The organism is Rickettsia endosymbiont of Ixodes scapularis, from assembly GCF_000160735.1.
Lineage (GTDB): Bacteria > Pseudomonadota > Alphaproteobacteria > Rickettsiales > Rickettsiaceae > Rickettsia > Rickettsia tamurae.
This window is the reverse complement of record NZ_CM000770.1, coordinates 1,762,021-1,764,102: the sequence shown is the minus strand read 5'-3', so window position 1 is coordinate 1,764,102 and position 2,082 is coordinate 1,762,021. Positions and strand designations below refer to the sequence as shown.

Genomic DNA, 2,082 nt, shown 5'->3' with positions numbered 1-2,082 from the left:
TATATTACATTATCAATCTCTAAAGTAAGGTTTTTGCTATATTCAAGAAGTTTTTGAGCAGCTTTTAAGTGTATCAAATAACCTGTAGTTGTATTAAAGTAACCACCATGACCTATCTTCTTTAAATATGGGTTATTGTAAATATTAGGGGGGTGTCAGAAAGTTTGTGTAAGTTATCTTACTACATGACAATTTTTAGAGATGTAAGGACTAAAGGATTGAATTTTGCTGATAATTCATGATGATAACGGGGAAAGAACTTGGTTTACATATGAAAGATCATTCCGCCCCTCTAGTCGAATTATTACAAAAACATATTTCGCTTAATTTATCAAGAGCAAAATGTTTAGGATTATTTATCATTTCAATGCTTAACAGCAGGACAGTAAACATGTCATTGTTATGCAATAGAATGCCGTCTGGGATTAAAGCAGCTTCATGGTATAGAAGGATGCAAAGATTTATCTCTGAAATCTCAATATCATGGAGAGTATTACCTGTTATGTTAGTCATGATGACTGGGTTTGAGCAGGAGCAAAAATGGGTATTGTGTTTAGATAGAACGAATTGGAAATTTGGTAAACGACATATAAATATTTTATATTTAGCTGTCAGTTTTCATGGTATAGCGATCCCCCTTTTTGGAATTTTCTAAGTGATAAAAAGTGTGGTAACTCTGATTATATTGAGCGTATTGATCTGATGGAGTGTTTTTTAGAAGTTTTTGACAAAAACCGCATTGAAGCATTAACCGCTGATAGAGAATTTATAGGTAAGGAATGGCTCTCTTGGCTTAGAACAAATCAAATAAGATACGTTTTTCGAGTTAGAGAAAATGGACAATATATCAGTAATGCAAGGGGAAAAATGGTTAAAATACAAGAGTTATTTCGCCCTCTAGCCATAGGATCGCATGTGAGTTTGTCACAACGTAGAATTGATACAAAAGGTGAAATATTTAATGTAGTAGGGATCAGAAATAAGAAGAGTGAACTTGCAGTCTTAATACATAGTGATGAGATCAAAAATCCTGCTGAGATATATGCTCAAAGATGGCAAATTGAAACAATGTTCAAAGCTTTTAAATCAGCAGGATTCAACTGTGAAGCAACTCATATTACTAATGATTTACGATTAGATACATTGATGCAAATATTGTCTATTGCATTTTGCCTAGCTTATCAAACTGGAGAGATTATAGTTTTAGATAAACCAATAGTTATTAAAAAACATGGTTATAGGCAAAATAGTATATTTCGTGTTGGATTAGATACATTGGTTAATATCTTGTATAATATTTCTACTCAATTAGTACGTTGGATACAGCTGTTGTCCTTGATATTCCAATATCCAAAGATGATAAAATGAAAAATTGTCATGTAGTAAGGTAAGTTATAAAAATAGTTAAAATTAATTAAAACAACTTACATGAGGCTAATATGAAGAATAAGAGTAAAGTATCAAATCCGACTATAGAAAAAGTAGTATCAGAAATACTATCACAAAGTGATCCATCTGAGATATTTGGCAAAGAAGGAATATTTCAGGAAACTAAAGAACCCTCAGCTATAAGCTGAGGGGTTATAAAGTGGAATCGATTAGAAATCGATCATCATTCACAGGTTCACCTTCCTGTTCATCAATATAGTGCTGTATCATTTCATCAGTTATATTACCTGAACTGACCGCCATATAGCCCCTAGCCCACAAATGATTGCCCCAAAATTGTTTTCTTAAATGAGCAAATTCTTGCAATAAAATTCTTGAGCTACTACCTTTTAAATACTGTACTAACTTGCTAAGAGATATTTGTGATTTATATGAGATAAACATATGCACGTGATCACATGATATTTTCCCTGAAATTATATATACTTCATGTTCCATACAAATCTGCCTTAGTAAATCTCTAGCCCTTTCCGCTACTTTGCCTATCAACACTCTCTTCCTATATTTTGGTATCCATATAAGATGTACTTTTAAATCATACTGACTATGACTATTCTTTCTATAACTTCTCATGTTTCTTGATATAAATTCATTGCTAAAGCAATTTCATTATATCTTCCCTTCGCCTGAAGC

General features: G+C 32.2%; 5 protein-coding genes. 3 read left to right on the top strand and 2 right to left on the bottom strand.

Going from position 1 to position 2,082, the window contains the following annotated elements; all coding sequences use genetic code 11:
• On the bottom strand, positions 1 to 116 hold a 116-nt coding region (locus REIS_RS16060; RefSeq protein WP_256377145.1), incomplete at its 3' end, for a glycosyltransferase family 25 protein.
• A 122-nt stretch (positions 117 to 238) separates the two neighbouring features.
• Here REIS_RS16060 and REIS_RS13410 point away from each other — a divergent pair.
• The 3 genes from REIS_RS13410 to REIS_RS15010 all read left to right on the top strand — a co-directional run bounded on the left by REIS_RS13410 (position 239) and on the right by REIS_RS15010 (position 1,577).
• A complete protein-coding gene (locus tag REIS_RS13410) occupies positions 239 to 655 on the top strand; it encodes a hypothetical protein (protein WP_008579269.1) in 417 nt (138 codons plus the stop codon).
• A complete protein-coding gene (locus REIS_RS13405) occupies positions 601 to 1,368 on the top strand; it encodes an IS4 family transposase (RefSeq protein WP_338109802.1) in 768 nt (255 codons plus the stop codon). The genes REIS_RS13410 and REIS_RS13405 overlap by 55 nt, the downstream gene beginning before the upstream one ends.
• A gap of 71 nt (positions 1,369 to 1,439) precedes the next feature.
• Entirely contained in the window at positions 1,440 to 1,577 is a 138-nt protein-coding gene (locus REIS_RS15010) for a hypothetical protein (protein WP_179943709.1), read from the top strand.
• A 4-nt stretch (positions 1,578 to 1,581) separates the two neighbouring features.
• Here REIS_RS15010 and tnpA read toward each other — a convergent pair whose 3' ends face one another.
• Entirely contained in the window at positions 1,582 to 2,022 is a 441-nt protein-coding gene (tnpA, locus tag REIS_RS08945) for an IS200/IS605 family transposase (protein WP_008579210.1), read from the bottom strand.
• Positions 2,023 to 2,082: the final 60 nt, after the last annotated feature.

What these genes read in the sequence shown, in the direction of transcription:
- REIS_RS15010 (WP_179943709.1), top strand. Translation starts at nt 1,440, where the DNA reads ATGAAGAATAAGAGTAAAGTATCAAATCCGACTATAGAAAAAGTAGTA.
- REIS_RS13410 (WP_008579269.1), top strand. Translation starts at nt 239, where the DNA reads ATGATGATAACGGGGAAAGAACTTGGTTTACATATGAAAGATCATTCC.
- tnpA (WP_008579210.1), bottom strand. Translation starts at nt 2,022, where the DNA reads ATGAGAAGTTATAGAAAGAATAGTCATAGTCAGTATGATTTAAAAGTA.